The organism is Oceanicella sp. SM1341, assembly GCF_003448965.1.
Lineage (GTDB): Bacteria > Pseudomonadota > Alphaproteobacteria > Rhodobacterales > Rhodobacteraceae > Paroceanicella.
On the sequence record NZ_QRGC01000044.1, the window covers coordinates 1 to 23,232 of the forward strand.

Below are 23,232 nucleotides of genomic sequence, written 5' to 3' on the forward strand. Positions count from 1 at the left end.
CGATATGCGAAGTTCCTCTCGTCGAAACGAGCCGAACACCCCGCATATCCCTTCTTCTTCCAATCATTTCAAAGAGCTGCGAACCGTCCCAGATCCGCTCCCGTTCCCGCCGGCGTCGCCGCCTCGTCTCCGGTGAGGGCGGCTTATAGGCAGAATCAAAAACACCCGCAACAGGGAAATGCAGCCGGGCGGATTTTTTTCCGCCGCCCCCTCAGGACGGGGCGAGCGCGCTGTCGGAAAGGGCGGCGATGCGGCCCGCACTCAGGGTGAGGCGGATCGCGGGCGGAGCGCCGGGGGTTTCGGGCCAGTCGAGCAGCAGCAGGTCGGCGCGGGCGCCGGGGGCGATGCGGCCGCGATCGTGCAGGCCGAGCGCCGCGGCCGGGGCCCCCGAGACCGCTGACCAGGCGCGCGCGGGGCCGAGGCCCATCGGGCCGGACAGTCTCGCCGCGGCGGCCAGCATGGCGGGGTAGTAGTAATCCGAGGCGAGGATGTCGCAGAGGCCGTCGGCGATCATGCCGGCCGCATCGACCGCGCCATTGTGGGAGCCGCCGCGCATCACGTTCGGTGCGCCGAGCACGACGGCATCCCCGGCGGTGCGCGCGGCCTCGGCGGCGGCGCGGGTCATCGGGAATTCGGCGATCCGGACGCCCAGTGCGGCGAAACGTGCTCTGGTAACCGGTTGGCAATCGTCGTGGCTCAGCATGGGGGCTCCGGCGGCCCTGCCGAGGGCTGCCACCTCGGCGATCATCGCCTCCGCCTCGTCGCGCCGGGCCCAGCGGGCCATGAGCAGGTCAATATAGCTGGCGGGGGAAAGGCCGCTGCGCGCCGCCGCCTTGGCGAGGCGGACGGCCAGGGCCGGGTCGTCGGGCGATGCGGTCTCGGTGAGGGGGTCGGGGCGGTCGGCCACGGCCATGCCGATGGGGCGCAGGACCATGCTCGTGTGGTCGTTGAAGGCGATGGAAGGAGTGAGCGGGCCGTCGAGGGCGCGACGGATCAGGGGCAGAGCCTCGAAGCAGAAGGTTTCCCAGCGCAGCTGCACGCGGTGCTCGACCGTGAGGCGCGGGGCAAGCCGCGCCAGGGTGTCGAGCACCTCCCCGGCCATCGCGAGAGAGCGCAGGCCGGGCTCCCAGCTGAGGGTGAGGGCATGACAGGCGGTGGTGATCCCGTTCGCGGCGAGTTGGCGATCGGTCTCCAGGAGCGCGATGGCGGTGTCGACACGCACCCCGGGGCGCGGCTCGATCTGGCGCTCGAAGGCATCGCCGTGGATGTCGACGAGGCCTGGGGCGAGCAACCGGCCGGCGGCGTCGATGACACGGGCTCCGGCGGCGGAGGCATCGCCGACGGCGGCGATACGGCCGTCCTCGATGCGCAGGTCGCCACGCATCGGGCCCTCGTCGAGAAGGAGCATCGCGTCGCGGATCAGAAGGGCAGTCATCACGTACCTCGGGGCGGGCTTGAAGGCGGAGCCGGGACGGCACGGTCTCGATGCGCGAGATCGGCGACCGGAAGGTAACAGCTGCATGACGCCGGCGTGACAGCGCGGTGCCGCACGCGCGCGATCCCGGCAGTCTCGCGGCGGCAGGCGGCGCGCGCTGAGCGCAGACAGGCGGCCGGGGGGGGGGGGCCGGGCGAGGGGCGACGGGCCGGAGGGCAGGCAGAGGGGGGGGGCCGGGCGAGGGGCGACGGGCCGGAGGGCAGGCAGAGAGGACGATGGCCCTCCCTGCCCGCAGCGACACGCCCCGGTGAGGGCGCAGCCTCAGGCGGCCACCGCGGCCTCGGCCGGCAGGGTTTCCAGCGTGCTGCGGGCGAAATAGCGCGCGTAGTCGTGCATGGTGACGAAGAAGATATCCTCGGCCGTGAGCCGGTTCCGGCGGCGCGGCAGTGCCACGCGGTCCTCGGTCGCGCCCCAGCCGGCGTAATAGGCGGCGCCGAAGCACACCACCCGGCAGCCGCGCAGCGCTGCCTCGAGCCCGGCGCCGGAGGTGAGCACGTAGACCGTGGGGCGCAGGTGGGCGACCTCCGCGAAGGAAACCGCGGGGCCCAGCATGCGCACATCCGGAAAGCGCCGGGCGATCTCGGCGCATTCCACCGCGTTGAACGGGTTGAACGGGTGGCCCTTGTACCAGATGCGCGCGGAGCCGGCCTCGGCCACGGCGCGCTCCACCAGGCTCACGTTGTCGGGCACGGCGAGGGTGGTGGCCCGCAGGGCCATGTCGCCGGTCACCTGCCCCACCACGACGATGTCCTCCGGGCGCACCGGCTCGTCGAGCGCGGCGCTGGCGCCGGCGTATTTCTGGAAGCGCGAGGCGCGGGCCTCCTCCACGAAGCGGCGGGTGGCGGGATCTTCCGCCCAGGCGCCGGAACGATAGGCGCCCAGCATCGCCTCGAGATCGGTCTCGCGCCGGCCGTCGAAATAGGGCGCGCGGGCGTCGACCACGTAGGAGACCACCGAGCCGCCCTGCGCCGCGCCATGCCCGAGCAGCCCGGTCTCGAGCCGGTAGACCGGATGATCGGGGCGCGAGAGATCGGCGCCGAGGATCTCCACGTCGGCATAACCCCAGCAATAGATGCGCAGCCGCTCCGGCGCTCGGGCGAGCAACCCTCGCGCCACGCGGCCCGCGAGGCGGTGAAACAGGGTGAGCGCGGGGTCGCGCGCCTTCAGCACACGCGCGCGCAGGTGCAGCGCCCGTGGCGCGTGATGGGCCAGGATGAGCCCCTTGTTGGCGCTCACGAACAGACCGAGCGCCACCTCGCGGCGCAGGGGACCGGCAGCGAAGCGGGCGAACAGCAGGGTGACGGAGAAACCGCAGAGCAGGAGGGCGTCGCGCAGGCCATAGGCGGCAAGGCGAAGCGGCCGGACGCGCATTTCGTACCCTCCGTGACGCGCCGCCCCGCGGGCGGCGCGTCAGATGTAGGCCGGCAGGGCCACGCAGGCAAGGGCCGGCGTGACTTCCGCCCCGCGGTTCAGTTACCGGCGGTTTCGGCCTTGATGGCGGCGACATCGTCAGCCGACATCTCGCCGGTGGTCTCGATCTCGCCGCCGGTGATCTTCCAGAGGCGGAAGGGGCCGGTGATGTCGCCGTTGCCGTCGAAGCTCACCGGGCCGATGACGCCCTCGTAGCGGATGGGCTGGCCGGCCTTGATGAGTTCGAGCGCGTGGGCGAACTGCTCGGGGCCGGCGTAGATCGGCTCGCCGCCCTCGGCCACCACCTCGGGGATCGCGGCCTTGATGGCCTCCGGCTCGGCCGAGCCCGCCTTGGCGATGGCGAGGCCCACGATGGCGCCGGCGTCGTAGGAGCGGTCGGCCGCGGGGGCGCTCGGCTCGATGCCGCCGGAGAAGTCCTTGTAATTGGCGTAGAAATACTCGGTCGAGGCGGTGGGGCTGGTGCCCGAGGAGGTGCCGTAGGCGTTCTCGAGGTATTTCGCCCCCACGGCCTCGATGAAATCGGTGGAGTTCATGCCGTCGTTGAGCAGGAAGGTCTGCGGGCCGCCCTGCGAGATCCAGGCCCGGGCGATGGTCGCACCGTCGACCGGGTAGGAGATGAGGTAGAGCGCCTCCGGCTCGCCCGCCATGGCGGCGGAGGCCTCGGCGGTGTAGCTCGCCTGCTTCTCGTTGTAGGGGGTGACGGAGGTGATGGTGCCGCCGAGCGCCTCGTAGGTGGCGGCGAATTCCTTCGCCATGTTCACGCCGAAGTCGTTGTTCACGTTGATGATGGCGAGCTTCGTGAGCCCCTGGTCCATCGCGTATTTCGCCGCCGCGGTGCCCTGCAGGGCGTCGGAGGTGATGGTGCGGAAGAACAGCCCGTTGGTCTTGCCCTGGCGGGCGAGCTCGGTGAGCGTGGGCGAGGAGGAGGCGGGCGAGACCTGCACCACCCCCGCCGGCGCGGTGACCGAGGTGAGGATCGGCAGCGACACCGAGGAGATGATGCCGCCAATGATCACCGGCACCTTCTTGATGTTCACCAGCTGGGTCGCCTGGTCGACCGCGACATTGCCCTGGCTCTGGCTGTCGCGGGTGTCGGCGAGGATGGTGCAGCCGTTCACGCCGCCGGCCTCGTTGAGGTCGCGGAAGGCCATCTCGACCGATTTCGCCCCCGCCTGGCCGTACTGGCCGGCCGGGCCGGTGAGCTCGAGCACGAGGCCCACGGTCACGTCGCAGGCGCGCGCGGTCCCGAGGCTCAGCGCCGCGGCGAGGGTGCAGGCCGCAACGGTGGCGGCCGCTCTGGTTCTACTCATCGTCGTTCCCTTTTCGAGAGCCGGGCGCCGAGGGCCCCCGGGCGGAGAGCGCGGCTGCGCCTCCCTGTTGCGGTGCTGCCGGTTTGCCCGGCTGTATCCGGGCGCCTGTCATCGCGCCCCTGGACGGCCCCCCGGGGGCGCCGCCATACACGATCCAGCTTTCCTGGACGAAGAGCCATGCCGCGCCGGAGGGGGCGCCGGCGCAGGGTATCATCAGGGCGGAGGCGCGGCGCGGGCCCGGTGCCCCCGGCCCGGCCTGCCGCTCCACGTAGGTGAAGAGGGCCGCCTCCGCCCCGCTCCAGTGCAGGGCGATCTCCTCGGCCGCGATGGTGCAGCCCTCGGGCCGGCAGCCATGCGCGGCGGCGAGGCTGGTGCGCAGCGCCGCGAGGTCCTGCACCTGCCCGTCGGGCCCCACGCGGCGAAAGCCGGGGGCGAAGGCGGTGAGCGCCTCCGTCAGCGCGGCCACCGGCGCGTGGCCCGCGAACCACTCGGCGAAGAACGCATGCCGGCCGGCGATCTCGGCCCGCGCGGCCTCGGGGAAGCTGCCGGCCGCGCCCATCAGTGCGGCTCGTCGTTGAGGTTGTATTTCATGATGGCGCCGTGGCGGCCGTGGCGGTCGCGCTCCAGCGAGTAGATGTCGCCGGTGAGCTCCGCCCGGCGGGCGAGAACAGCGTCGATGGCCCCGCGCTCCGCCTCCGTGAGCTGCAGCGCCATCACCGAGAGGTTTCCGGGCAGGTGCGCCCGGTTGCGCGCCCCCACGATCACCGCGGCCACCCCCGGCCGGCCCAGCATGTAGGCGCTCGCCACGGTGGCGATGTCGGCGCCATGCGCCGCGCCCACCGATTTCAGCACCTGCAGGATCTCCTGGAAGAAATCCCAGCCGCCGATGTCCTCGATGATGAGCTTGTACTTGGTGAGCGAGCGGTTCTCGAGCGGCTCGGCGGGCTCGCCCGCGCCCAGCCAGCGCTCGGAGAGGAAGCCCCCCGCCACCGTGCCGTAGCACAGCAGCGAGAACCCGTGCTCCGCCGCCAGCGCCGCGAGCCGCTTCTCCGGCCGCGCGTCGAGCACCGAGTACTGCACCTGGGCGGAGGCGACCGGCACGCCGGCGAGGCAGATGGCGCGCAGGTGATCGGTGTCGAAATTCGTCACGCCGATGTTGCGGATCTTGCCGGCGGCGCGCAGCTCGCCCAGCCAGCAGGCCACGTCGAGCCAGCCCGGCGCGTTGTAATCCCACCAGTGGAACTGCACGAGGTCGAGCCGCTCGGTGCGCAGCCGGGAGAGCGAGCGGTCGATGAGGCTCTCGATATAGGCGCGGTCGGCGGTGAACAGCCGCGAGAGGTCGGGCACCATCTTGGTGTGCACCCGGATGCGGGCCAGCGCCTCGGCCCCGCGGCGGTTGGCGTATTCGGTGCGGAAACGGCCGATCAGCTCCTCCACCCCGGTGTAGATGTCCGCGCAATCGAAGGTGGTGATGCCGGCATCGGCGAAGGCGATCATGTCCTCCACCGCCGCGTCGCCGTCGATGGCGCCGTGGCCGCCCGCCAGCTGCCAGCCGCCGCGGATGACGCGGGAGATCTCGTGGTCGGGCGTGAGGGTGAAGCGGCTGGCGGTGTCGGTCATCATTCGGTCTTTCCGGGAAGCGGTACGGCGGTGGTGGCGGCGTGGCTGAAGCGGCGGATGCCGGTGCGGGTGATGCGCAGCCGCGAGGGGCAGTTGGGATCCGGGCAGGCCACCTCGGCATCGGTGGACATCCAGTCATGCGGATGGGTCACGCGCTGCTTGGCGGCGAGCAGCGGCAGCACCGCGGCGAGCGAGTAGATGGAGAAGCCCTGCCCCGGCGGCAGGTGCAGCATCTCGCCGTGCAGCTCGAAATGGTCTCCCGGCTTCGCGCCGCAGTAGATCGTGGCGCCCTCGGGGGCCACCACCTCCACCCGCAGGTCGTAGAGCTCGAACGTGTCGTCGCTCATGCCTCCTCCTCCCCGAGGTGCCGGCGCAGGATGCCGAAGGCCCGGCCGATGTCGGCGCGCAGCGCGGCACGGGCCGCCGCCGCGTCGCCCGCGGCGATGGCCTCGGTGATCTCGCGGTGGAAATGCGTGGCCGAGCCGTCGATCCCGGCCTCGTAGTAGCGGGCGGAGGCGCGCAGGTAGGGGCCGGACTGCAGCCAGAGGCTCTCGATGATCGGCAGCAGCACCTCCGAGCCCGCGGCGCGGTAGATGGTGAAGTGGAAGGCGTGGTTGAGGTCGGCCGCCTCGCCGGACATCTCGCGGTCGGCAATGGCGAGCACGGCGTCGCAGGCCTCGGTGAGCTCGCGCAGGCGGGCGATGTCCTCGGCGCCGATGCGAGTCATCGCGAGGCCCAGCACCTCCGCCTCGATCATCGCGCGGGCGCGGGCGAGGTCCTCCAGCCGAGCGCGGGTGATGAGCGGCACGCGGACGGAGCGGTTGGGCATCGCCTCCAGCGCCTGTTCGGAGATCAGCCGCGCCAGCGCCTCGCGCACCGGCATGGTCGAGGTGCCCAGCCGCTCGGAGAGATCGACGATGCGCAGCACCTCGCCGGGGTCGAACAGGCCCTGGATGAGCGAGCGGCGCAGCTCGGCATAGACCCCGTCCTGCACCGTGCGCCGGCCCACCGGGCTCAGCGGCTCGCGCGCCGGGGCGGCCCGGTGCGGTGGGGCGGAAAGCAGTTCCTTCACGCGTGGCATGGCCGGGCCAGCCTCCCCTCTCGTGGCTGCGGCGCCGCTCGGGACGCCGCGTCAGGAAAGACTTTACATAGCGGTTTGATTTGTGATCAAGATTATTTTGATCAAACATCAAACCTGGGCGAAACACCGCATGACACAGGGTTTCCCTCCCCTTCCCGCCGGGCACCGGGGCGCATGAGCGCGACCGCGCAACAGGCCTCGCCGGTGCTGGAGGCGCGCAACGTGGTGCGCCATTTCGGCGGCAACCGCGCGGTGGACGGCATGTCGCTGTCGCTGCACGCCGGCGAGATCGTGGGGCTGATCGGGCCCAACGGCGCCGGCAAGACCACTCTGTTCAACCTGATCGCCGGCAGCCTGAAGCCCGATGCGGGCGAGATCCTGCTCGGCGCCACGCCGCTGCACTGGCTGCCGGCCACGGCGCGCATCGGCGCGGGCCTGGGGCGCACCTTCCAGATCCCCCGCCCCTTCGCCGGGATGACCGTTCTGGAAAACGTGCTCGCCGCGGTGCAGGGCCAGAGCGGCGAGCGCATCGCGATGAACTTCCTGCGCCCCGGCCGGGTGCGGGCCGAGGAGCGCCGGGCCGAGGCGCGGGCGCTGGAGCTCATCGAGTTCGTCACCCTCTCGCATCTCGCGCATGAGCCGGCGCGGGTGCTCTCGGGCGGGCAGCGCAAGCTGCTCGAGCTCGCCCGCGCCATGATCGCCGAGCCCTCCGTGCTGCTGCTCGACGAGCCGGCGGCGGGCGTGAACCCCGCCCTGCTCGAGGTGATCATCGAGCGCATCCTCGAGATCAACCGCCGCGGGGTGACCATCCTGCTCATCGAGCACAACATGGACATGATCGCCCGGCTCTGCGGGCGCATCGTGGTGATGGCGGCGGGCCGCGAGCTGGCCGCCGGCACCCCCGCCGGGATCCTCGCGAACCGCGAGGTGATCGAGGCCTATCTGGGCGAGGTGGGCGCATGACCCCGCTCGCCACCGCCGCCCTCGTCGCCGGCTACGAGCGCGACCTGCCGATCATCAAGGGCATCGACTTCACCCTTGCCCCGGGCGGTTTCGTGGCCGTGCTGGGGCCGAACGGCGCGGGGAAATCCACCTTCGTGAAGGCGATCGCCGGGCTGGTGCCGGTGCATTCCGGCGCGCTGAGCCTGCGCGGCGCCAACGTGACCGGCCTCGCCCCGCACGAGCTGCTGCGCCGCGGCCTCGCCTTCGTGCCGCAGACCGAGAACATCTTCGCCACCATGACCATCCGGGAAAACCTGCAGCTCGCCGCCGCCGTGCTGCCCCGCCCCGCCCGGGCCGGGCGCATCGGCGCGATGCTGGAGATGTTCCCCGACCTCGCCCATCGCTCCGGCGCGCTCGCGGGCGGGCTCTCGGGCGGGCAGCGGCAGATGCTCGCCATCGCCCGCGCCCTGCTGGTGAAGCCGCAGGTGCTGATCCTCGACGAGCCCTCGGCCGGCCTCTCGCCCAAGGCGGTGGGGCAAGTGTTCGAGACGCTCGTGCGCATCAACGCCGCCGGCACGCCCATCCTGCTGGTCGAGCAGAACGTGCGCGCGGCGCTCAAGGTGGCCGCGCGCGCGGTGATCCTGGTCGACGGGCGCCTGCGCCATGACGCGCCGGCGGCCGAACTGGCGGGAGACCCCGAGATCGGCGCGCTGTTCCTCGGCGCGGGGCATGGCGAGGGAGCACGCGCATGATGATACCGCAGATCCTGCTCGAAGGCGCGCTCACCGGGGCGCTGATCGGGCTCGGGGCCATCGGCCTCACCCTCACCTATTCCATCCTGCGCTTCGCGAATTTTGCCCATGGCGAGCTGCTCACCTGGGGGGCCTATCTTTCGCTCAGCGTGGCGGGGCTGATCGGGGCGGCCACGGGCGCGAGCCTGCCGCCCATCGACCCGTTCAGCTTCACCTGGGCGCTGCCGGTGGCGGGGCTCATCGCCATGCTGCTCACCGCCGCGCTGGCGCTGGCGGTGGACGCGGCGCTGTTCGGCCGGCTGCGCGGCCGCGGCGCGAGCACGATCATCGTGGTGATGGCGAGTTTCGGCGCCTCCATGGCGCTGCGCTCCGGCCTCGAATTCCTCTACACCTCGAAACCCGCCTACTACACCACCGAGCTGCAGATCGCGATGCGCCTGCCCGCCGGCATGCGCGCGACACCTGACCAGCTGCTGATGCTCGGGCTCACCGCGCTGGTGGTGCTGGCGGTGCACCTGATGCTTACCCGCACCGGCATCGGCCGGGCCATGCGCGCGGTGAGCGAGAACCCGGCCCTCGCCGGCCTGACAGGCATCGACACGCGCAAGGTCATCCGGGTGGTGTGGATCCTGGGCGGCGCGCTCGCCTGCGCGGCTGGCACCATGTCGGGGCTGCTGGTGCAGATCCGGCCCTACATGGGGTTCGATTTGCTGCTGCCGCTCTTCGCCGCCGCCATCCTGGGCGGCATCGGCTCGGTGCCCGGCGCCATGCTGGGCGGGCTGATCGTGGGCATTTGCGAGGCTTTCGCGGTGCATCTCATCGGGGCGGAATGGCGCGCGGCGGTGGGCTTCGTGCTCATCATCCTCGTGCTGCTCGCCCGGCCGAGCGGGCTGTTCGGGAGGGCCGCGTGATGCTGGAGCTGGTGAGCTACGGCGCCTTCTTCCTCACCGTCGCGCTCACCTACGCGGTGATCGTGCTGGGCCTGAACGTGCAATGGGGCCAGACGGGGCTCTTCAACGTGGGCGTGGCGGGCTTCGTCGCCGTGGGCGCCTATGTCTCGGCCTTCCTCACCGCGGCGCCGGCCACGGGCTGGCTCGGCGGCTACGGCCTGCCGATCTGGGCAGGCTGGGGCGCGGGTTTCCTCGCCGGCGGGCTCGTGGCCGCGGGCGTGGGCCGGCTCACCATCCGCCTGCGGGCCGATTACCTCGCCATCACCACCTTCGGCGTATCGGTCACCGTGCAGCTCGCGGCGCTGAACCTCCAGCCGCTCACCGGCGGGCCTTTCGGCGTGAGCCAGATCCCCCGGCCCTTCGCCGCCCTCGCCGGCGAGGCGCTCGCATTCGGCCTCGCGAACCTCGGCCTGCTCGCCGCCTCCGTGCTGGTGCTCTACCTCGTGCTCGAACACCTCGCCCGCTCCCCCTGGGGCCGCGTGCTGCGCGCCATCCGCGAGGACGAGACCGCCGCCGAGGCCCTGGGCAAGAGCCCGCGGCGCTTCCGCATCGAGGCCTTCGCCCTCGGCGGCGCCATCATGGGGCTGGGCGGCGCCATGCAGGCGCATTTCATCGGCTTCATCGCGCCGGAAAACTACCTGCCCATGGTCACCTTCCAGGTCTGGGCGATGCTGATCGTCGGCGGCTCGGGCAACAACCGCGGCGCCATCCTCGGCGCGGTGCTGGTCTGGGCGATCTGGGCGGCCTCCTCGGTGCTGGTCGAGGCGCTCGCACCGGCGGGCGAGCAGGCCCGCGCCGCCGCCCTGCAGACCGTGATCATCGGCGTCGCCCTCTGCGCCATCCTGCTGCTGCGCCCGCAGGGCATCCTGCGCGAGATGCGCCGGCTGCGCCCCGCCCCCTCCTCCAAGACCGACGCGCCCTGAGCGCCCCAATCCGGACAGCACCATGGCCGACAGACCCGACACCACCCGCCTCGGCGACAGCCTCACCATCAGCCGCGCCCTCACCGGGCTGTGGCAGGTGGCCGACATCGAGAAGGACGGCGCAGCACTCGACCTCGACACCGCCGCCACCCATCTCGAGGCCTATGCCGCCGCCGGCTTCACCACCTTCGACATGGCCGACCATTACGGCTCGGCCGAGCTCATCACCGGCCGCATGCTCGCGCGCCACGGCGCGGGCGAGCGCCCCCTCGCCTTCACCAAGTGGTGCCCCGAGCCCGGGCCGATGACCGCGGAGGTGGTGCGCGCCGGGGTGCAGGAGCGGCTCGACCGGCTGGGCGTGGCGAAGGTAGACCTGCTGCAGTTCCACTGGTGGACCTTCGAACACCCGGCCTGGCTCGACGCCCTGCACGAGATGGCGAAGCTGCGCGCGGAGGGGCTGATCGGCGAGATCGGCGTGACCAATTTCGACGCCGCCCACCTCGGCCTCGCCCTGGCCGACGGCATCCCCATCGTCTCCAACCAGGTGTCCTTCTCGGCGGTGGACCGGCGCGCGGCCGGCGCGCTCTCCGAGCTCTGCGCCCGCACCGGGGTGAAGCTGCTCGCCTACGGCACGCTCTGCGGCGGCTTCCTCTCCGAGCGCTGGCTGGGCCAGCCGGAGCCGGCGGAGATCGCCGACTGGAGCCGGATGAAATACAAGCGCTTCATTGACGCCGCCGGCGGCTGGGAGCCCTTCCAGGCCCTGCTGCGCGCGCTGCACGCGGTGGGCCAGCGCCACGGCGTGTCGCTCTCCAACGTCGCCACCCGCTGGATCCTCGAGCACCCGGCGGTGGCCGGGGTGATCATCGGCGCGCGGCTGGGCGAGAGCGAGCACCGCGCCGCGAACCTGCGCCTCTTCGACTTCGCCCTCGACGACGCCGACCGCCTCACCCTCGGCGAGGCCTTCGCCGGCCTCTCCCCCATCCCCGGCGATTGCGGCGACGAGTACCGCAAGCCGCCCTTCCTCACCGCCTCGGGCGACCTCTCGCACCATCTCGACGCCATCCCCGGCGTGTTCAGCGCCGAGGAGATCCCCGGCCGCCCGGGCCGGCTGCGCGTGTCCTCGGGCAGCGTGTGGGAGCCGCTGGCCGGCTTCTCCCGCGCCATGCGGGTGGGCAACCGGGTGCTCGTCTCCGGCACCACCGCCACCCACGGGGCCGACCGCTGCGTGGCCCCGGGCGACGCGGAAGCCCAGACCACCTACATCCTCGACAAGATCGCGGCCAGCCTCTCCGCCCTCGGCGCCTCGGTGGAGGACGTGGTGCGCACCCGCATCTTCCTGCGCGACGTCTCGGCCTGGGAGGGCCCCTCGCGCGCCCACGGCCGGGTGTTCGGCGAAATCCGCCCGGCCAACACGCTGGTGGCCGCCGGCGCCCTGGTGGGCGACTACGAGGTCGAGATCGAGGCAGAGGCCATCGTCGACTGACAGCCGGCCCCGGCAGGCGTCGGGCCGCGCGCGCCGCGCGCGGGCTGCCGGGGCATGCAACCGCCGCGTTGTGCCCGAACCAATTACGTGATTTTATCCGTGCAGTTCTTCGTTCGGTCTTTGAACGGCCCGTCCGGGCCGGGGCATTTGCAATATGGATCTGCAGCTCAACGTCGCGATGCTCGTGCTGGAGGCATTGCTGTATTTCGGCGTCATGGCTGTGCTCTTCCGGGTGCGGCACTGGCTGGGCAGCGGCATCTTCTTCTGCACCCTGGGCTCGATGCATTTTCTCGAGACCTACCTCGCCGCCACCTTCTACGTGAGCGTGCCGGGGGGCTTCCTGCTCTCGCCCGGCTCCACGGTGCTGTTCTCCGGCAAGCTGGTGCTGCTCCTGCTCGTCTACCTGCGCGAGAACGCCGCCGTGGTGCGCCAGCCGATCTACGGGCTGCTGGTGGGCAACCTGTTCCTCGTCGGGCTGGTGTTCGTGCTGCGCCTGCACGCGGCGCTGAACGCGGGCGCGGGCGCCCCCCTCCCCGACATCGCCTTCCTCGACGACATGGGCTGGCTGATGATCTGGGGCTCCACGCTGCTCTACATCGACTGCCTGATGATCATCCTGCTCTACAACAGGCTGGGCACACTCATCGCCACGCCGGTGCTGCGCATCTGGGCGGCCTCGAGCCTGGTGCTCACCTTCGACCAGCTGGGCTTCTTCGCCGCCCTGCACCTGCTGATGGACATGCCCTATTCGGTGCTCGCCGGGGGCTGGATGGCCAAGATGGCGGCGGCGGCGCTGTTCTCTGCCCTCGCCGGCGCCTACCTGCGCTGGATCGAGCCCACCACCAAGGTGCCCACGCCCCTGCGGCTGGGCGAGGTGTTCGAGGTGCTCACCTACCAGCAGCGCTACCTCGCGCTCGTCGAGCAGGCCGGGCGCGACTCGCTCACCGGCCTGCAGAACCGCACCCGGCTCGAGACCCTGGGCGCCGACACGGTGGCCCTGCTCAGCCGCGAGGGGCGCAGCTTCGGCCTGCTCATCGCCGATGTCGACCGTTTCAAGCAGGTGAACGACAGCTACGGCCATACCGCGGGCGACGAGGCGCTGCGCGCCGTCGCGGGCGCGTTGCAGAGCTGCCTCGGCGAGAAGGACCTCGCCTTCCGCTACGGCGGCGAGGAGTTCGTGATGCTGTTCCCCGACCATACCGCCGACGAGGTGGCCGCGGTGGCCGAGCGCATGTTGCGCGCGGTGCGCACCGGAAACTGCCACCCGGGCGGCGAGCAGCTCAGCGCCAGCATCGGCTTTGCCGTCGGCCCGGGGGACGGGACCAATCTCAACGGGCTCTTCCAGCGCGCCGACGAGCGGCTCTACGAGGCAAAGCGCAGCGGCCGTGACCGCGCGGTGGGGCCGCGCCGGGCCCAGGGCGCCGCGGCCCCCGGCCGGCGCAGCATGCAGACGCTCTGATCAGGCCGCCTGCACCCCGCCCGCGAGCTCCCGCCTCCAGGCGGCGCTGACAGCCTTGCGCTCCCATTCCGGGCGCGGCGCGGGCCGGGGCCGGCCTTCGCGCCACCAGCTGTCCAGCCGCTCGGTGACCGCGGCGCGGTCGGTCACGTCGATGAGCTGGCGCGGGTCGGCGATCTGCTCGTCGTTCGCGCCCAGCCCGGCGTGGGCGATCGCTGGCACCCCCAGCACGGCCGCCTCGGCCAGCACCAGGTTGAAGGCCCGGGGCAGCCGGGCCTCGGCGTGGAACATGCAGAAGCTCTCGCGGATGCAGCGCACCATCTCGGCATGCGGCAGCGCGCCGAGGCTGCGGATGGCCGGGTTCTCGCCGTAGGCGTAGGAATGCGCGAGATCGGGGTGGGCCAGCACCAGCCGGGCGGAGGGCCGCTGCGCCTGCACCGCGGCAAACGCGCGGATCACCTCGTCGAGCCCCTCGTGCGGGCCGCCGGCGAAGAGGAGCTGGTCCGCGTCGGTCTCCGGCCCGGGGCCGCGCAGCGGCGGCACCATCACCGGCGGCGGGATCACCCGCACGCGCGGCGCGAGATCGATGCCCTCCTGCGCGCGGGCATGCTCGATCACCGCGGCACGCTGGGTCTCGGACAGCACGATCACGCCGGCGTCGGCCGCCACCACCGAGGCGCCGAGCCCGCTCGCGGAGTGGCGGCCGGGCAGCACGTGGAGCCAGAGCCAGAGCTGGCCGCCGCGAAACCGCCGCGCCGCCTGGGCCAGGGTGCGAGGGGCGTTGAGCACCACGAGGTGATCGCAGGTGAGCCGGCCGGCCAGGCTGTGGACATCGTCCATGCCCGAATAGGCGACCGCGGTGTCGAGCCCGGTGCGATCGGTCCAGCAATGCTGGTGGACCGTTACCGAATGATGGCGCGACAGCGCCTCGGCCACGCGCACGACGCTCGTCTCCACCGGGCCCAGGGCGCGGCGCTGCGCGGTGGAAGCGTCATAGGGGAAGGGGCAGAGGGTATCGAGGAATACGACGGAGCTCATCTGGTTCCGCACCGGTGGGAGCCGGCTGCGGCGGAAGAGGGGCGGCCTGCGGATGCAGGCACGGGACGTTGCGAGAGCATGGATGCCTTCCTGAACGGAACGGGGCCGCTGCACGGCCGGACAGGGATCAGGCAGTCAGGCTCGGCCCGGCCACCACGCTCGACAGTGAGAGCGCGGCGCAAAGTATGCATTAATATAAATTAACTCGAATACCGATTCGCGGCCGTGATGCTCACGCCCTGATGCACGCATGCGTGCTGTACCTGCCCGCCGTTCCGCGCGGGCAGGTGAAGGCCCGCGGCCTCAGCGGTGGCCGCGGCCCTTGCGCTCGACGATCACGGTGCGCGCCGGGGCGCCGTGGCGGCCGGAGGGGCCGGTGCGCCGCGGTCCGGAGCCGTGATCATCGCTGCGCGGGCTGTGCCCGCCGCCGCCGCCCCCGCTGCCGGAGATCGGCACGATGGTGGCGATGGCCCCCTTGTAGACCGCCTGGGTGGTGCCCCGGCCGGTCACGAACACCTGGAAACGGTCGAAATCGGCGATGGTGCCCTCGAGCCGGGCGCCGGCGATCAGGAACAGCGATACCGGCGTGCCATTGTCGCGCAGCTCGGAGAGGAAGGCCTCCTGCAGCGGCTTGTCCGGCCATTCCGGCTTCTCGGCCGCCGGCGTGTCCACGGGCGTGCTGTCATGCGCCGGCGTCTCCGCGTTCTCCCCTGCCGGGGCGGTCCGCAGGCGCAGCTTTTCGGTGGCGGGTTTGTCAGTTGCGGATTTCATGCGGCCTGGCGTCTTTCTCACTGTTCGCGCCGGGGCATCCGGCATCTGTGCTGTCTATATCAATCTAGCGGAGAATCCACCGGCTGTTGTTGCATTGCAGCATCATCTCGCCGCAAAATCAGCAATCCAGCGCCGGTGCGGATGCTTCCCCGCGGTCGAGCGTCGGTCCGGCGGCGCCTCGCGGCGCGCCGGGCGGGCGGTCCTGCGGCCCGGCCGGTCTGTCTCGGGCCTTCTGGCACCTGCGGTTCCCGGCCGGTCTGCCCTTCCTGCCCCGGGCCCCCGGGATATGGATAGGCGAGCGACCTTTCCGAACCCTTACCCCGATCGCGGCGCGCCCCGGGGCCGGAGCGGCGATTCCCCGGGGCCGGGCCGGTTCGACGCCCTCGCAGTATCCCTCATGCCCGGGAACTTCGAGACCGCCGACCCGCGACCTCACGGCAATGTGATGCGCCGCCAGCCCGGCTTTCAGCCCTCCAGCAGGCCGATGAGCTCGGGCATCATCCGCGCCCCCTCGCCGGCCTCGACCTGCGCATCGAGCAGGGCGCGCACCGCGCGGGCCACGCCATCGGCAGCGCCCTCGCCCTCGGCCAGCGCCGCATAATAGCCCATGTCCTTCGCCCCGTTGGAGACGGAGAAGCGGAAGTTCGCCACCTCGCCCGAGGTGATGTAGGGGGTGAGCCGCTCCAGCGTGGCGCCGCGGCCACCGCCCTCGTGCAGCACTTCGGCGAACACCTCCGGATCGAGCCCGCAGCGGCGCGCGCAGGCGGCGGCTTCCGCCATCAGCACGGCCGAGCCGATGGAGACATAGTTGTGCAGCAGCTTCATCTGGTGGCCGCTGCCCACCGGGCCCACGTGCTTGGCAACCTCGGAGAAGCTCTGCAGCAGCGGCAGCACGGTGGCGAAATCCGCCTCGCTCGCGCCCACCAGCAGGTTGAGCCGGCCCTCGGCGGCCTCCTTCGGCGTGCGGGTCATCGGCGCGTCGACGAAGGCGCAGCCGGTGGCGGTGACGGCCTTCGCCACCTCGAGCGTGGAGCGCGGCCGGGCGGTGGAGCAGTCCACCAGCATCTGGCCCGCGCCGAGATGGGCGAGCAGCCCGCCCTCGCCCAGCACGATCGCCTCCACCTGCGGGCTGCCGGTGACGCAGAGGATGATCGCGTCGCTCGCCGCCGCGAGCGCGGCCATGTCGGAGACCTTACGCGCGCCGAGGGCCGCGAGATCCTCCGTCGGCTGGTTGCCGGGATGGTCGAGCCAGGTGAGCTGCCGCCCGCCCTTCGCCACGTTCAGGCCGATGCCATGGCCCATCAGGCCGACGCCGATCAGGCCGATTCTCTCCAGTGCGGGCATGCCGCTCCTCCCCTCTGAGTTCTTCTGTCCGGATGCTCCGGGCCGGCGCGCGCTGCGCCGGACCGGGATGTGGTGCCCCGCGCGGGGCGGCGCCGTCAAGCGATGCCGCGGCGCTCAGGCGCGCACGGTTCAGGCGCGCACGGTTCAGGCGCGGACTGGCGCGCGCCAGGGGCGGAACCAGCCCAACCCGTCCGTGGTCTTGCCGGCGGGAATGTACTCGCAGCCCACCGCGCCGCGGTAGTCGAGCTTGTCGAGCAGCCGGAAGATGGTGTCGTAGCGGATCTCGCCCACGTCCGGCTCGTGGCGGCCGGGCACGCCGGCGATCTGCACGTGGCCGGTGATGGCGGCCATCTCCTCGAAGCGCCGGCACAGGTCGCCGTGGATGCGCTGGCAATGGTAGAAGTCGAACTGCAGCGCGAGGTTGGGCGCGCCCACCTCGGCGATGATCTCCGCCGCGAGGTCGAAATCGTTGAGGAAGTAGCCGGGCATGTCGATCGGGTTGATCGGCTCGAGCACCAGCTGCAGGCCGGCCGCGTCGAGCCGCTCCGCGGCGCGGGCCACGTTGCGGGTGTAGAGGGCGCGCTGCTCCGGGTTCGCGGCATCGCCCAGGCCCGCCATGAGATGCAGGCGCGGCACGCCGATCGCTTCGGCATAGGCAAGCGCGGTGTCGAGGCTGGCCTCGAACTCCGCCTCGCGGCCCGGCAGGCAGGCGAGGCCGCGCTCGCCCCCCTCCCAGTCACCCGGCGGGCAGTTGAACAGCGCCTGGCGCAGGCCGTTCACCTCCAGCGCCGCGGCGATGGCCCCGGCGGAATACGGGTAGGGAAAGAGGTATTCCACCTCGCGGAAGCCGGCCTGCGCCGCGGCCGCGAAGCGCTCCATGAACGGCAGTTCGGTGAACATCATGGTAAGATTGGCAGCAAAGAGGGGCATGGGACGGCACTTCCGTTTGGCTCAGGGATGCGGTTCGACGGGCAGGATAAACGATGGTGACAGCGCTGTCATCCTGCGATAGCCTCCCCCCGCCGGCCGCCTCCGGGGCGGCGCGGCGGCGCCCGAAAACCAGCGGCCCGCGACCGCGCGGGAACCCCACTGCCGGACCGAGATGACACGCAGCACGCCCCTCACCGCAAGCCCGCAGGCGCCCCGCCGGCGCCGGCTGCGCGCCGATGCCGTGGCCGGCCCCACGCTGGCCGAGGTGGCGGCGCGCGCGGGCGTCTCCGAGATCACCGTCTCGCGGGTGATGCGCGGGGCGGGCAATGTCTCGAAGGCCACCGCGGCGCGGGTGATGGAGGCGGTGCGCGAGACCGGCTACGTGCGCAACCGGCTGGCGGGCTCGCTCGCCGGGCACCGCTCGAACCAGATCGGCGTGCTGCTGCCCTCGCTGGGCAACATCGTGTTCCCCGACGTGCTCAACGGCATCGAGGACGGGCTGGAGGCCGCGGGCTTCCACCCCGTGCTCGGCATCACCCATTACCGCCCCGAGCGCGAGGAGCACCTGCTGGCGAGCCTGCTCGCCTGGCGGCCCGCCGGGCTCATCGTCACCGGCACGCGCCACACGGCACCTGCCCGCGCCATGCTCGGGGCCGCCGGCGTGCCGGTGGTGGAGGTGATGGACGTGGACACAGCCCCGGTCGACATGGCCGTGGGCATCTCGCACCGCGCGGCGGGGGCGGCAATGGCGCAGCACCTGCTCGCGCGCGGCTACCGCCGCTTCGGCTACGTGGGCCATGACCTCACCGCCGACGAGCGCGCCGCCCAGCGGCGCGACGGGTTCCGCGCCGCCCTCGCCGAGGCGGGCATGGATGCCCCGGTGGAGTGCCTCTCCGGCACGCCCTCCTCGGTGGGCGCGGGGCGCGAGGCGCTCGCCCGCCTGCTCGAGGGCGCGGCCCCGCAGGCGGTGTTCTTCTCCAACGACGACATGGCGACGGGCGGCGTGTTCCACTGCCTCGCGGCGGGGATCGACCTGCCCTCCGGCCTCGCCATCGCCGGGTTCAACGGGCTGGAGATCGGCCAGCAGCTGCCCCGGCCGCTCACCACCATCGGCTCGCGCCGGCGCGACATCGGCCGCACCGCGGCGGGCATGATCCTCGCGCGTCTCGCCGGCGAGGCGCCCGCGCCGGTGGCCGACGTGGGCTTCACCCTCATTCCGGGTGCGACGGCCTGAGCCGGCGCCCCTGCTACCCCCAAGGAGAGACAGCATGAAAGTCACGGTAATCGGCCTCGGCGCCATGGGCATGGGCATGGCGCTTTCCGCCCTGCGCGGCGGCCACGAGACCACCGGTTTCGACATCGCGGAGGCCGCGCGCGCCCGCTTCGCCGAAGCCGGCGGCAAGACCGCGGCCACCCCGGCCGAGGCCGTGGCCGGCGCCGAGGCGGTGTTCTGCGTGGTGGTGAACGCGGCGCAGATGGAGAGCGTGCTCTTCGGCGAGGGCGGCGTGGCCGCGGCGCTGCCGAAGGGCGCCCTCTTCGTCGCCTGCCCCACGGTCGACCCCGCGGTGGCCCGCGCCACTGCCGCGCGCCTCGAGGAGGCCGGCGTGCTCTACCTCGACGCCCCGATCTCCGGCGGTGCGGTGAAGGCGGCGGACGGCGCGCTCACCATCATGGCCTCCGGCTCCGCCGCGGCCTTCGAGGCAGCACAGCCCGCGCTCGATTCGGTGGCCGAGACCGTGTTCCGGCTGGGCGACGAGGCCGGCCCGGGCTCTGCCATGAAGATGATCAACCAGCTCCTCGCCGGCGTGCACATCGCCGCGGCGGCCGAGGCGATGGCGCTCGCCGCGCGCTCAGGGCTCGACCTGAAGCAGACCTACGAGGTGATCACCAAGGCCGCCGGCAATTCCTGGATGTTCGAGAACCGCGTGCCGCACATCATCGAGGGCGACTATTCCCCCCGCTCGGCGGTGGAGATCTTCGTGAAGGACCTCGGCATCGTGCTCGGCGCCGGCCATGCCGAGCGCTTCCCGCTGCCGCTCTCGGCAGCCGCCCACCAGCTCTACCTCGCCGCCGCCGGCGCGGGCCACGGGCGCGAGGACGATTCGGCCGTCATCAAGGTCTACCAGAAGCTCACCGGCATCGACCTGCCCGCCGACAAGGGCTGACAAGGGCTGACACCACCCCTCCCCCGCCCATGTGGCGGCGGGGGCACCCGGGGCACGCCCCGGGACCCTCCCACACCCCTGCGGCCGACGCCCGGTGCCGGCCCGATCCTGTCCGCCTGCGGGCGGTGCAGGATCCGGGCTGCCTCCGGGCGGGGCAAGGTCGGGGCCCGCCCGGCCTGCCCGCAGGCGAGGCAGGGTCCGGCCCCGCAGCCCGGCTTCGGGCGAGACAAACCCGCAGCCCGGCCCACCCGCCCGCGGGCGGCGGCAAGTCCGTGTTTGACAGCGCTGTCATGGCCGGGCTAGTCTCGCCTCACATCCGGGTGAACCGGAGAGAGCCAGGCTCGGCGCTGCAGGGAGGCATCGCAATCCGGTTCCAGTGAACGGCGCTCCGGCATGGCCCGGAGAGGCGGCGCCCGAGAGGCCCCGCGCCCCGCTGCGACACGAGGAAACCGGCCCTTCCCCCCGCATCGCACCGGCCCTGACGGCCGACCACCCCCTGCCCCCGTTCCGGGAGCCGGGACACAGAAGAAGACGGCCGCGACAGGCGCCGCAGACACGACAGAACCAAGAACCCCACAGGGGAGGAAACAGCATGAAACATCTCTTCGCGGGCCTCGCGGCCGCCGCGCTCATGGCCGGTACGGCCGCGGCCCAGCAGAGCGTCACCATCGGTTACTCGCTCTCGCCCGAATCGCATTACGGCGTGGGCGCACAGGCCTTCATCGACACGCTCACCGAGCTTTCCGGCGGCGCGTGGACCGGCGAGCACGCCCCCGCCGGCGTGCTGGGCGGCGAGCGCGACATGATCGAGGGGCTGCAGATCGGCTCGCTCGACCTCGTGATCACCTCCACCGGGCCGCTGGGCAACTTCGTGCCCGAGGTCTACGCCCTCGACCTGCCGTTCCTGTTCCGCGACTACGCCCACGCGCGCGACACGCTCGACGGCGAGATCGGCCAGGAGCTGCTGGCCAGGATCGACGAGAACAACCTCGTCGGCCTCGCCTGGTCGGAGAACGGCTTCCGCCATGTCACCAACTCGCGCCACGCGGTCGAGACACCGGACGACCTCGCCGGGCTGAAGCTGCGCACCATGGAGAACAAGGTGCACATGGCCGCCTTCACCGACATGGGCGCCGCGCCCACGCCGATGGCCTTCCCCGAGCTGTTCACCGCCCTGCAGCAGGGCGTGGTGGACGGGCAGGAAAACCCGATCACCGTGATCACCGCCTCGAAGTTCTGGGAGGTGCAGGGCTATCTCACCCTCACCGGCCATGTCTATTCGCCGGCGGTGGTGCTGGCCTCGCCGGTGCTCTGGGAAGGGCTGTCGGAGGAGGAGCAGGGCTGGTTCCGCGAGGCGGCGAAGGCCTCGGGCGCCGCCACCCGGGCCGAGGTGAACCGGCTCGAGGAGGCCGGCGTCGCCCTGCTGCGCGACAACGGCATGGAGGTGATCACCGAGATCGACAAGGCGCCCTTCGCCGCCCTCGCCGAGAAGGCCTACTCGGTCTACTCCGACCAGTACGGCACCGAGATGATCGAGCGCATCAAGGCCGTGCAGTAACGCCACGGCGGCCCGCCCTGCCGGGGGCCCCCAGGCCCCGGCGCGCGGCGCGGCCGGCCTGCCGGCGGAGGCCACCCCCGGCAGGCACCCTGCCCGCCCCCGTGCCCGCGCCCCCGCGCCGGCCGGGGGCGGGACGCGCCTTTCCACCCCGCAGACCCCAGGCTTGCACATGCGCATCTTCCGCTCCTTCGAACGCTGGACCACCGGGCTGGCGATGGCCGGCGCCATCGCCTTCCTCATCGTGGCGGCCGGCCTCGCCTTCTACCAGGTCGTCACCCGCTTCGTGTTCGACCACCCCTCCACCTGGTCCGAGGTGGTCACCCGCTCGGCGATGATCTGGGCGGTGTTCCTCGGCGTGGCACCCGCCTTCCGCCAGGGCAGCATGATCGCGGTGGAGATGGTGCAGGCCGCCCTGCCGCCGCGGGCTGCGCGGGCGCTGTTCTGCCTCGCCATCGGCCTCTCGGCGCTGTTCTTCTCCGTGGTGCTCTGGCAGGGCATCGGCATGACCCGGCGCGTGGCAAACCAGATGCTGGCCGGGGTCGAGGTGTCCATCGCCTGGGTCTACGTGGCGCTGCCGGTGGGCGCGGTCTTCACCCTCATCGCCCTCGCAGGCTGCCTCGTGCGTGAACTTTCGGGCGAGGAGCACCACTCCGACCCCGCGGCGGAGGCCTACTGATGAACGCTGCAATCGCCGTCTCGCTGGTCGTCTTCTTCCTGCTCGGGGTGCCCATCGCGGTGGCCATCGGGCTCGCGTCCATCGTGGGCATCGAGGTGCACGGCCGCCTGCCGCTGCTGCTCATCCCGCAGCGCATGTTCGCCGGGCTCGACAGCTTCCCCCTCATGGCCATCCCGCTCTTCATCCTGGCGGGCAACCTGATGTCGGCGGGCGGCATCTCGGCCCGGCTGGTCGACCTCGCGAAATCCATCGTGGGCGGCATGCAGGGCGGGCTCGCCTGCACCTGCGTGCTCACCTGCATGATCTTCGCCTCGGTCTCGGGCTCCTCGGTCGCCACCACCTTCGCCATCGGCTCCATCCTCATCCCGGCGATGGTGCGGCACAACTACCCCTCCGGCATGGCCGCCTCCATCCAGGCGAGCTCGGCCGAGCTGGGCGTGCTCATCCCGCCCTCCATCCCGCTCATCCTCTACGGCGTCTCGACCGAGACCTCGATCGGCCAGCTCTTCCTCGCCGGCATCGGCCCGGGCCTGCTGGTGGCCGGCGCCCTCATGCTCACCGTCATCGTGATGTGCCGCATCAAGGGCCTCGGGCGCGACGACGGCGACGACCGGCCGGACTTCGCCACCGCCCTCGCCCGCGCGCTGCCGGCACTCATGGTGCCCGTCGCCATCATCGGCGGCATCTACTCGGGCGTCTTCACCCCCACCGAGGCCTCGGCCGTGGCGGTGTTCGTCGCCCTGCTGGTGGGCATCGTGATCTACCGCGAGCTGCCGCTCGCCGCGCTGCCGGGCATCCTGCGCCGCACGGTGATCTCCACCGCCGCGATCATGCTGATCATCTCGGCCGCGGCGCTGTTCTCCTTCCTCATCTCCCGCTCCGGCCTGCCGCGCGAAGTGGCGGCCTGGGTGTCGGGCGTGTTCGAGAGCAAGATCACCTTCCTGCTGGCGGTGAACGTGCTGCTGCTGATCATCGGCATGTTCATCGAAACCTCCGCCGCCATCCTGGTGCTCGCCCCCATCTTCACCCCCATCGCCGTGCAATACGGGGTGGACCCGGTGCATTTCGGTGTCATCGTGGTGGTGAACCTGGCTCTGGGGATGTTCACGCCGCCGCTGGGGGTCAATCTCTTCGCGGCCTGCGCCGTGGCGCGCATCCCGCTGGAGAAGATCATCCCGCAGCTCCTGTGGTTCGTGCTCGTGGTGCTGGCCTGCCTGATGCTGGTCACCTACATTCCGGGCATCGCCCTGTGGCCCGTGCACCTCATCACCGGCAGCCCGGGCTGAGCCCCGGGCCGCCGCCCTTCC

Annotated in this window: 22 protein-coding genes; 11 read left to right on the plus strand and 11 right to left on the minus strand. The window is 72.0% G+C overall.

Features of this window, described 5'->3' with window-relative positions; all coding sequences use genetic code 11:
- Window positions 1-211: 211 nt before the first annotated feature.
- The 7 genes from D3P35_RS24160 to D3P35_RS24190 all read right to left on the minus strand — a co-directional run bounded on the left by D3P35_RS24160 (window position 212) and on the right by D3P35_RS24190 (window position 6,937).
- Window positions 212-1,435, minus strand: coding sequence for an alpha-D-ribose 1-methylphosphonate 5-triphosphate diphosphatase (locus tag D3P35_RS24160; RefSeq protein WP_118138499.1), 1,224 nt, complete (start codon window positions 1,433-1,435; stop codon window positions 212-214).
- A 321-nt stretch (window positions 1,436-1,756) separates the two neighbouring features.
- Entirely contained in the window at window positions 1,757-2,866 is a 1,110-nt protein-coding gene (locus D3P35_RS24165) for a hypothetical protein (RefSeq protein ID WP_118138500.1), read from the minus strand.
- A 98-nt stretch (window positions 2,867-2,964) separates the two neighbouring features.
- Complete coding sequence (locus D3P35_RS24170) at window positions 2,965-4,236, minus strand: ABC transporter substrate-binding protein (RefSeq protein ID WP_118138501.1); 1,272 nt, start codon at window positions 4,234-4,236, stop codon at window positions 2,965-2,967.
- Window positions 4,229-4,795, minus strand: a complete 567-nt coding sequence (locus D3P35_RS24175) for a hypothetical protein (protein WP_118138502.1) — start codon at window positions 4,793-4,795, stop codon at window positions 4,229-4,231. Before D3P35_RS24175 ends, D3P35_RS24170 begins: the two co-directional genes overlap by 8 nt.
- The gene (locus D3P35_RS24180) at window positions 4,795-5,859 is read right to left on the minus strand and encodes an aldo/keto reductase (protein ID WP_232830618.1); all 1,065 of its coding nucleotides are present in this window, start codon (window positions 5,857-5,859) and stop codon (window positions 4,795-4,797) included. Before D3P35_RS24180 ends, D3P35_RS24175 begins: the two co-directional genes overlap by 1 nt.
- The gene (locus tag D3P35_RS24185) at window positions 5,856-6,203 is read right to left on the minus strand and encodes a TIGR04076 family protein (RefSeq protein WP_118138503.1); all 348 of its coding nucleotides are present in this window, start codon (window positions 6,201-6,203) and stop codon (window positions 5,856-5,858) included. Before D3P35_RS24185 ends, D3P35_RS24180 begins: the two co-directional genes overlap by 4 nt.
- The gene (locus tag D3P35_RS24190) at window positions 6,200-6,937 is read right to left on the minus strand and encodes a GntR family transcriptional regulator (protein WP_118138504.1); all 738 of its coding nucleotides are present in this window, start codon (window positions 6,935-6,937) and stop codon (window positions 6,200-6,202) included. Before D3P35_RS24190 ends, D3P35_RS24185 begins: the two co-directional genes overlap by 4 nt.
- Before the next feature lie 174 nt (window positions 6,938-7,111).
- Between D3P35_RS24190 and D3P35_RS24195 the strand changes: the two genes are divergently transcribed.
- From D3P35_RS24195 to D3P35_RS24220, 6 genes are all read left to right on the plus strand, one after another.
- The gene (locus D3P35_RS24195; protein ID WP_118138505.1) at window positions 7,112-7,900 is read left to right on the plus strand and encodes an ABC transporter ATP-binding protein; all 789 of its coding nucleotides are present in this window, start codon (window positions 7,112-7,114) and stop codon (window positions 7,898-7,900) included.
- Window positions 7,897-8,631, plus strand: a complete 735-nt coding sequence (locus D3P35_RS24200; protein ID WP_118138506.1) for an ABC transporter ATP-binding protein — start codon at window positions 7,897-7,899, stop codon at window positions 8,629-8,631. The genes D3P35_RS24195 and D3P35_RS24200 overlap by 4 nt, the downstream gene beginning before the upstream one ends.
- Window positions 8,628-9,542, plus strand: coding sequence for a branched-chain amino acid ABC transporter permease (locus D3P35_RS24205; protein WP_232830619.1), 915 nt, complete (start codon window positions 8,628-8,630; stop codon window positions 9,540-9,542). The genes D3P35_RS24200 and D3P35_RS24205 overlap by 4 nt, the downstream gene beginning before the upstream one ends.
- Window positions 9,542-10,504 carry a branched-chain amino acid ABC transporter permease gene (locus D3P35_RS24210; RefSeq protein WP_232830620.1) on the plus strand — a complete coding sequence of 321 codons (963 nt, stop codon included), beginning with the start codon at window positions 9,542-9,544 and terminating at the stop codon, window positions 10,502-10,504. Before D3P35_RS24205 ends, D3P35_RS24210 begins: the two co-directional genes overlap by 1 nt.
- Window positions 10,505-10,526: 22 nt before the next feature.
- Entirely contained in the window at window positions 10,527-11,987 is a 1,461-nt protein-coding gene (locus tag D3P35_RS24215; protein WP_118138508.1) for an aldo/keto reductase, read from the plus strand.
- Between the two features lie 154 nt (window positions 11,988-12,141).
- A complete protein-coding gene (locus D3P35_RS24220; protein ID WP_118138509.1) occupies window positions 12,142-13,446 on the plus strand; it encodes a diguanylate cyclase in 1,305 nt (434 codons plus the stop codon).
- On the opposite strand, the gene D3P35_RS24225 is transcribed toward D3P35_RS24220, so the two are convergent.
- From D3P35_RS24225 to otnI, 4 genes are all read right to left on the minus strand, one after another.
- Complete coding sequence (locus tag D3P35_RS24225; RefSeq protein ID WP_118138510.1) at window positions 13,447-14,481, minus strand: glycosyltransferase; 1,035 nt, start codon at window positions 14,479-14,481, stop codon at window positions 13,447-13,449.
- A 303-nt stretch (window positions 14,482-14,784) separates the two neighbouring features.
- A complete protein-coding gene (locus tag D3P35_RS24230) occupies window positions 14,785-15,252 on the minus strand; it encodes an RNA chaperone Hfq (RefSeq protein ID WP_157982301.1) in 468 nt (155 codons plus the stop codon).
- Between the two features lie 465 nt (window positions 15,253-15,717).
- On the minus strand, window positions 15,718-16,596 hold the full coding sequence (locus tag D3P35_RS24235) for an NAD(P)-dependent oxidoreductase (RefSeq protein ID WP_118138512.1): 879 nt from the start codon (window positions 16,594-16,596) through the stop codon (window positions 15,718-15,720).
- Window positions 16,597-16,740: 144 nt separating this feature from the next.
- Window positions 16,741-17,526 (minus strand): 2-oxo-tetronate isomerase, encoded by a 786-nt coding sequence (gene otnI / locus D3P35_RS24240; protein WP_118138513.1) that lies wholly within the window; start codon window positions 17,524-17,526, stop codon window positions 16,741-16,743.
- A gap of 172 nt (window positions 17,527-17,698) precedes the next feature.
- Between otnI and D3P35_RS24245 the strand changes: the two genes are divergently transcribed.
- The 5 genes from D3P35_RS24245 (at window position 17,699) to D3P35_RS24265 (ending at window position 23,211) form a co-directional block, all read left to right on the plus strand.
- Complete coding sequence (locus D3P35_RS24245) at window positions 17,699-18,760, plus strand: LacI family DNA-binding transcriptional regulator (protein ID WP_118138514.1); 1,062 nt, start codon at window positions 17,699-17,701, stop codon at window positions 18,758-18,760.
- A 34-nt stretch (window positions 18,761-18,794) separates the two neighbouring features.
- Window positions 18,795-19,691, plus strand: coding sequence for an L-threonate dehydrogenase (gene ltnD / locus D3P35_RS24250; protein ID WP_118138515.1), 897 nt, complete (start codon window positions 18,795-18,797; stop codon window positions 19,689-19,691).
- Between the two features lie 592 nt (window positions 19,692-20,283).
- Complete coding sequence (locus D3P35_RS24255) at window positions 20,284-21,249, plus strand: TRAP transporter substrate-binding protein (protein ID WP_118138516.1); 966 nt, start codon at window positions 20,284-20,286, stop codon at window positions 21,247-21,249.
- Window positions 21,250-21,418: 169 nt separating this feature from the next.
- Window positions 21,419-21,925 carry a TRAP transporter small permease gene (locus D3P35_RS24260; protein WP_118138517.1) on the plus strand — a complete coding sequence of 169 codons (507 nt, stop codon included), beginning with the start codon at window positions 21,419-21,421 and terminating at the stop codon, window positions 21,923-21,925.
- Window positions 21,925-23,211, plus strand: a complete 1,287-nt coding sequence (locus D3P35_RS24265) for a TRAP transporter large permease (protein WP_118138518.1) — start codon at window positions 21,925-21,927, stop codon at window positions 23,209-23,211. Before D3P35_RS24260 ends, D3P35_RS24265 begins: the two co-directional genes overlap by 1 nt.
- Window positions 23,212-23,232 lie beyond the last annotated feature (21 nt).

Excerpts from the sequence above, each read along its gene's own strand:
- D3P35_RS24160 (WP_118138499.1), bottom strand. The coding sequence starts at position 1,435 with ATGACTGCCCTTCTGATCCGCGACGCGATGCTCCTTCTCGACGAGGGC.
- D3P35_RS24165 (WP_118138500.1), bottom strand. The coding sequence starts at position 2,866 with ATGCGCGTCCGGCCGCTTCGCCTTGCCGCCTATGGCCTGCGCGACGCC.
- D3P35_RS24170 (WP_118138501.1), bottom strand. The coding sequence starts at position 4,236 with ATGAGTAGAACCAGAGCGGCCGCCACCGTTGCGGCCTGCACCCTCGCC.
- D3P35_RS24175 (WP_118138502.1), bottom strand. The coding sequence starts at position 4,795 with ATGGGCGCGGCCGGCAGCTTCCCCGAGGCCGCGCGGGCCGAGATCGCC.
- D3P35_RS24180 (WP_232830618.1), bottom strand. The coding sequence starts at position 5,859 with ATGATGACCGACACCGCCAGCCGCTTCACCCTCACGCCCGACCACGAG.
- D3P35_RS24185 (WP_118138503.1), bottom strand. The coding sequence starts at position 6,203 with ATGAGCGACGACACGTTCGAGCTCTACGACCTGCGGGTGGAGGTGGTG.
- D3P35_RS24190 (WP_118138504.1), bottom strand. The coding sequence starts at position 6,937 with ATGCCACGCGTGAAGGAACTGCTTTCCGCCCCACCGCACCGGGCCGCC.
- D3P35_RS24195 (WP_118138505.1), top strand. The coding sequence starts at position 7,112 with ATGAGCGCGACCGCGCAACAGGCCTCGCCGGTGCTGGAGGCGCGCAAC.
- D3P35_RS24200 (WP_118138506.1), top strand. The coding sequence starts at position 7,897 with ATGACCCCGCTCGCCACCGCCGCCCTCGTCGCCGGCTACGAGCGCGAC.
- D3P35_RS24205 (WP_232830619.1), top strand. The coding sequence starts at position 8,628 with ATGATGATACCGCAGATCCTGCTCGAAGGCGCGCTCACCGGGGCGCTG.
- D3P35_RS24210 (WP_232830620.1), top strand. The coding sequence starts at position 9,542 with ATGCTGGAGCTGGTGAGCTACGGCGCCTTCTTCCTCACCGTCGCGCTC.
- D3P35_RS24215 (WP_118138508.1), top strand. The coding sequence starts at position 10,527 with ATGGCCGACAGACCCGACACCACCCGCCTCGGCGACAGCCTCACCATC.
- D3P35_RS24220 (WP_118138509.1), top strand. The coding sequence starts at position 12,142 with ATGGATCTGCAGCTCAACGTCGCGATGCTCGTGCTGGAGGCATTGCTG.
- D3P35_RS24225 (WP_118138510.1), bottom strand. The coding sequence starts at position 14,481 with ATGAGCTCCGTCGTATTCCTCGATACCCTCTGCCCCTTCCCCTATGAC.
- D3P35_RS24230 (WP_157982301.1), bottom strand. The coding sequence starts at position 15,252 with ATGAAATCCGCAACTGACAAACCCGCCACCGAAAAGCTGCGCCTGCGG.
- D3P35_RS24235 (WP_118138512.1), bottom strand. The coding sequence starts at position 16,596 with ATGCCCGCACTGGAGAGAATCGGCCTGATCGGCGTCGGCCTGATGGGC.
- otnI (WP_118138513.1), bottom strand. The coding sequence starts at position 17,526 with ATGCCCCTCTTTGCTGCCAATCTTACCATGATGTTCACCGAACTGCCG.
- D3P35_RS24245 (WP_118138514.1), top strand. The coding sequence starts at position 17,699 with ATGACACGCAGCACGCCCCTCACCGCAAGCCCGCAGGCGCCCCGCCGG.
- ltnD (WP_118138515.1), top strand. The coding sequence starts at position 18,795 with ATGAAAGTCACGGTAATCGGCCTCGGCGCCATGGGCATGGGCATGGCG.
- D3P35_RS24255 (WP_118138516.1), top strand. The coding sequence starts at position 20,284 with ATGAAACATCTCTTCGCGGGCCTCGCGGCCGCCGCGCTCATGGCCGGT.
- D3P35_RS24260 (WP_118138517.1), top strand. The coding sequence starts at position 21,419 with ATGCGCATCTTCCGCTCCTTCGAACGCTGGACCACCGGGCTGGCGATG.
- D3P35_RS24265 (WP_118138518.1), top strand. The coding sequence starts at position 21,925 with ATGAACGCTGCAATCGCCGTCTCGCTGGTCGTCTTCTTCCTGCTCGGG.